General features: G+C 53.3%; 4 protein-coding genes and 1 pseudogene. All 5 read right to left on the bottom strand.

The annotated features are described in order from the left end of the window. Positions 1–141 precede the first annotated feature (141 nt). Positions 142–588, bottom strand: a complete 447-nt coding sequence (locus tag H6F67_RS24650; RefSeq protein ID WP_190769308.1) for a hypothetical protein — start codon at positions 586–588, stop codon at positions 142–144. Between the two features lie 21 nt (positions 589–609). Next, positions 610–1785, bottom strand: a complete 1176-nt coding sequence (locus H6F67_RS24645) for a hypothetical protein (protein ID WP_190769307.1) — start codon at positions 1783–1785, stop codon at positions 610–612. A 79-nt stretch (positions 1786–1864) separates the two neighbouring features. After that, on the bottom strand, positions 1865–2923 hold the full coding sequence (locus H6F67_RS24640) for a hypothetical protein (protein WP_190769306.1): 1059 nt from the start codon (positions 2921–2923) through the stop codon (positions 1865–1867). Continuing rightward, entirely contained in the window at positions 2913–4223 is a 1311-nt protein-coding gene (locus H6F67_RS24635) for a hypothetical protein (protein ID WP_190769305.1), read from the bottom strand. The genes H6F67_RS24640 and H6F67_RS24635 overlap by 11 nt, the downstream gene beginning before the upstream one ends. Next, positions 4210–4315 (bottom strand): annotated as a pseudogene (locus tag H6F67_RS24630) (IS630 family transposase); the annotation flags it as partial. The gene H6F67_RS24635 and the pseudogene H6F67_RS24630, both read right to left, overlap by 14 nt.

The raw sequence follows: 4315 nt of genomic DNA, 5'->3' as shown, positions 1-4315 counted from the left end.
GTCATCGACTCTACAGAAAAGTTCCTCTAAGCTGAGCATAGGTGGGGGTGGCTAAACTCTGTGGTAGTGTTCAGCCTACTGCCCCCGCCTTTCCTTATCCAGAACTCACGTTAGGTTAATTCTACTATCCGGAAGAAAGCTCTAGCTTTTGCCAAAAACCTTCGTTAATTTGGCGAACTCATCAAGGAAGGCAGTTCGGAAGTCTTCACTGAACACGGGGCTAGCTTGCCAACTGGCGGTCGTAATGCGCCTGCCGTCGATCGCCACACCCGGATCGCGCACCGAAGTATTGTCCTGACTGGCGGGAAGGGTGCTGCTCCACTTGAACATCAGCCCCAGGGCATTTTTGATGAACTGGCGGATCAATTCGGGCGATCGCGCATTGTGGTCAACAGGCTCCATTGCGACCGAGCGACCATCGAGAAGCTGCACCATTGCGGGAGCGGGTTTATGGGCAATTGACCACACGCCGATCGTGCTGCCGCTATTGAGGCACAAGTTCACCACTTGAAGGCCAAGGGTTCCCACTGCAAACAGCGGAAGAATGTCCGACGAATTGAGTCGTCGCTTGTTGTTGAGCAATTTCATGATTGTGTTGGTGAATTGGAGTTAGTCGTTGCCAAATAGAGATCGATCGCGCCACAAAGGAACTTTGGGAGAGCCACCTGCCAAGGTGGTTGCAAAACCCGCAACGCCACTGCTGACCACATGGAAGACGGCCATGCCACCACCCGCAGCCAGGGCAAGCGCGAGGGCAGGTGCAAGCACGGCAATGATGACCAGGAAGCCGAGCGTATCGGTGACATCGGCATTTACAACGACCACTGCGGCCAAGCCAACGATGATGTTGTAGGAAATCTGCGCCATGCCCAGAGCAAAAAATCCGGTCAGCCAAGCCCACAGGGATTTGCCGTCAAACGCGATCGCGCCTGCAATCGCAAACGGTCCCATCAAGCCGCTGAGCAGCATGGCGATTTCGAGGATGTTGGCAAACGCCCACTGCATCGCCAGCAAAACCGTTTTGACCAGCGATTCAGACAGCGCCCCCATCATGCCGCCTGCAAAGCCCAAGATGCCAAACGCCCCTGCGGACGGCAGCGATTGCACCACGCCAGGAATGCCTTGAGAGGAGTTGACTTCTGCACCGCCCGTTTCGATCGCTCCAGTAATGCCTTGCCCCAGAACACCCTGCTTCATGCTGTTGAGAAAGTCCGCAAAGGCACTAGAGACCGGATGTGTGGATTGGTAATCTTGGACGATCGCTTCTGCCTGCTGATTCGCCGCTTTGAAGCATTCTTGCTGCTTGTCACCCACCATGCCCTGACACTGACTGAGCAAGGCGTTGATCTGGCTAGCCACTGCACCTTTATCCACAGAAGCTTGAACGGCATCTTGAAGTTTTACTTCCATCAGCGTCATTGACATGATCTGATTAGACAGTCCATGAATGACGCCGCGCATTGCCAATGTGCCGCGAGCTAGCATATAGCCGTTATTCGCGAGCAAACAGACAATAATCAAGGGTAAAATCAAGCTTTGCAATCCGGCTGCCCAGTCTTCTTCTAGCACCATGCGGCGAATAAATTGAATCATGAAGAAGACCAGCGCTCCAGCGGCAAATAGCCCTGAGGTAAACACAATCGAGTGATACAGTTCACTCTGAAAAATATTGAGCCATTGTCGATTCCAGGTTGCAGCAATTCCGCTAGCTGCGGTTAATCCGTTTTGAAGAATGCTGTCGGCTCCGATAACAGCAACTGGAAGAAAATAGGTTGAGTTGAACATCGGTTTGGATCGAGCGATTTCCACTTACCGTAAAGAATGCGTGTGACTGCCGTGTAGAAATGGCTGGGAATTGGTGTGATTAATGTGCATCCGCGCCTGGAAGGTAAACGTTGGCCGATCCGCGCATGACGCTGATTGCACCCGCCATTGACTCGGCATGATGTACTCGGTTGCCTTCATCCACCCCTTCAGAAATGTTGGCGGTGACGAGGCTGTTGGCGGCTTCCTGCTGGCGCAAAGCCATCAAATTGGCGTAGGTTCCTGCTTGCAGAGCGGATTGCTGACTTGCCATTGCGGTCAAGTTTTTCATCACGTCCTGGGTGACATCCATACTCTGCGCTTCTTGTGCTTTCGCCTGAATTGCTTGAAGCGTGTGAGTGGCGGCTTCGGCTTCCTGTCGCATGGCTTCTTGTCCCTCTCGCCCCACAACAGATGCCGCAAATCCGCGATTTTCAGCTCGATCTTGCTCCGCTTTCATCGATTGCGCGAGTGGAACGGGGTTGAGGTTGAATAAGTCAGATTGCTGAAGTCTAGGCGGTGCAAAACCGTTCTGCGCTCCTTCGACAACCTGCTGATCGATCGCCGCATGATTTGCCTCAAAATCTGGGATGCCCATCGCCCCGGTTTCGATCGGAATTGGCTGTCCACTACCCTCAGGTTGTCCCGATTCGGTTGAACCGGAGTCGCCAGAGCTTGCTGATTGATTTGAATCGTTTGAGCTGCCAAAAATGCCGCCTAGAATTCTTTGAAATTCTCGTTGAAAGAAGGCATTAAATGCCTGGATATATCGCTGTAGCTGCTGCTCAAACGGTCTGAGAAAAGAATCAATCGCGTCGTTAATGCCGCCAATCACGTTGTCAATTGGCCTTGTCACTTGATCAATGGTATTGCCGATCGCACCTTCCACCTGATCAACGCCATGCTCGATCGTGTTTCCTACTTGATGAATGGGATTGAGAGCAGAATTAGTGACGTTGGTAATGGTTTGGTTCAGCGTTCCGCTCAGTTCGTCGAGTGGAGCCGCTTTTGCCAGGAATGGAAACAGCGTGAGAATCAGAGCGGCAATGGTGAGGGTGAAGACTTTGCGCTTGAACGCAATTTGAGGAAAGGGTTTTGGCTTGTCAAGGTTATGCGACATGGGTAAGTTCCTTCATCAGGTTTGCAGAGCTGAAAACTGCGCCGATCGCTTCCAAGCTGGTTCCGCTGCGAATTGCAGTCACATACTGCTCGGCAAACTTTGCCATTCCCAGCAGCTTGTTGTCGGGGTGCTGCGCCAAGATGCGGGCGCGAGCGAACTGCTCGTCCATGTTGTTGGCGACGGCAGCGATTTGGATGGCGCTGGGGTAGTAGCGGCAGTAGGTGTAGCTGCCGTCGATGTCGAGCAGCCAGTTGGAGTAAAGTTCTGAGCGTTTCGGGAAAAAGAATTCGCTGGCGTTGCGGGCGATAATGCTGCGATCGTAGGAGAGGTATTTGACGAACGACTCGATCGCGATCGGCTGAATCCGCCCAATCAGGCGAGTGTTCATGTTCTGCATGATCTGCGAGCCTGCAACCGAGTTGACGATCGTGTCTGGGTCTTGAGCAGATAAAGCGACTCGAATGCCTGCCTTTGCACCGTTCGCGCACTGTCGCCCGATCAGTTGAGCGATCGTCGGGAACTTGAACAAAATTGGCGACTCGTCGATGAAAAACAAGGATTTTGGAAACGCCAGCGCCCGCCGCAAAGAAGCAGAGTAGGCGCTGAGCGACAACACAGCCGCTTCGTTTTCGTTCGAGAGTCCCCGCAGCGCAAACACCAGTAGCTGCACATCGGTCGGAAATGAACTGGGACGCCCGATCGCTCGACCGATGCTGGAGTTGAGCCAGTAGTCGAGTTGCAGGTGAATTTGCGATTGAGCGTTGCGAATTAAGCCAATCTCGCTATCGACGTTCAGCTTCTCAGGGGTACAGAACTGCAAGAAATCCTCTAGCGTCGGCATTTGTTTCCAGGCAGCAGAGCCGAAACCTGCCTCTAGCGCTGCGTCATAACGGCGCTGGATCGCGTCATCTTTGAAGAAGTTCGTCAAGGCTCGACCGATCAGCGATCGCACCGTCTGCTCTAGTAAGACATCCTGCTGAGTCGTGGGCAGCACCATTGTCACCAGTGCGCCTTCCAGGAACGCTCGATAGTCCTCAAAGCGTTCTTGCTGCTGCTCTTCCGACAGCCGCCGCAAGTCCGGCATTTCCATCAGATTGTTGCTTTCCTTGCGGATGTCGAAGTAGGCGGCGTTGGGTTTGAGGAAGTCGGCATAGTCGGTGAACGTGGAAGTGCCGTCCTGTCGGGGGTAGTCCAGGCAGACGATCGGGTAGCCTTCGGCCAAAAACTGCGTCATCATGCCGGACACCAGCACCGACTTACCCGAACGAGTTGTGCCAAATATAGCTCTACGAAACCACATTAGGACAATGTTTGAAAGCGGCATCGACGCAATCACGGAAGTTCTCAAATTCATCCCAGCGTTGTCGCATCCAATTCTTGAGAACGCTCCAC

The sequence above is a fragment of the Microcoleus sp. FACHB-1515 genome, assembly GCF_014696105.1.
Classification (GTDB): Bacteria; Cyanobacteriota; Cyanobacteriia; order Elainellales; family Elainellaceae; genus JAAUTJ01.
Note: the sequence above shows the minus strand (reverse complement) of the source record. Positions and strands in the feature narration are given on the sequence as shown.

What these genes read in the sequence shown, in the direction of transcription:
- H6F67_RS24650 (WP_190769308.1), bottom strand. Translation starts at nt 588, where the DNA reads ATGAAATTGCTCAACAACAAGCGACGACTCAATTCGTCGGACATTCTT.
- H6F67_RS24645 (WP_190769307.1), bottom strand. Translation starts at nt 1,785, where the DNA reads ATGTTCAACTCAACCTATTTTCTTCCAGTTGCTGTTATCGGAGCCGAC.
- H6F67_RS24640 (WP_190769306.1), bottom strand. Translation starts at nt 2,923, where the DNA reads ATGTCGCATAACCTTGACAAGCCAAAACCCTTTCCTCAAATTGCGTTC.
- H6F67_RS24635 (WP_190769305.1), bottom strand. Translation starts at nt 4,223, where the DNA reads ATGTGGTTTCGTAGAGCTATATTTGGCACAACTCGTTCGGGTAAGTCG.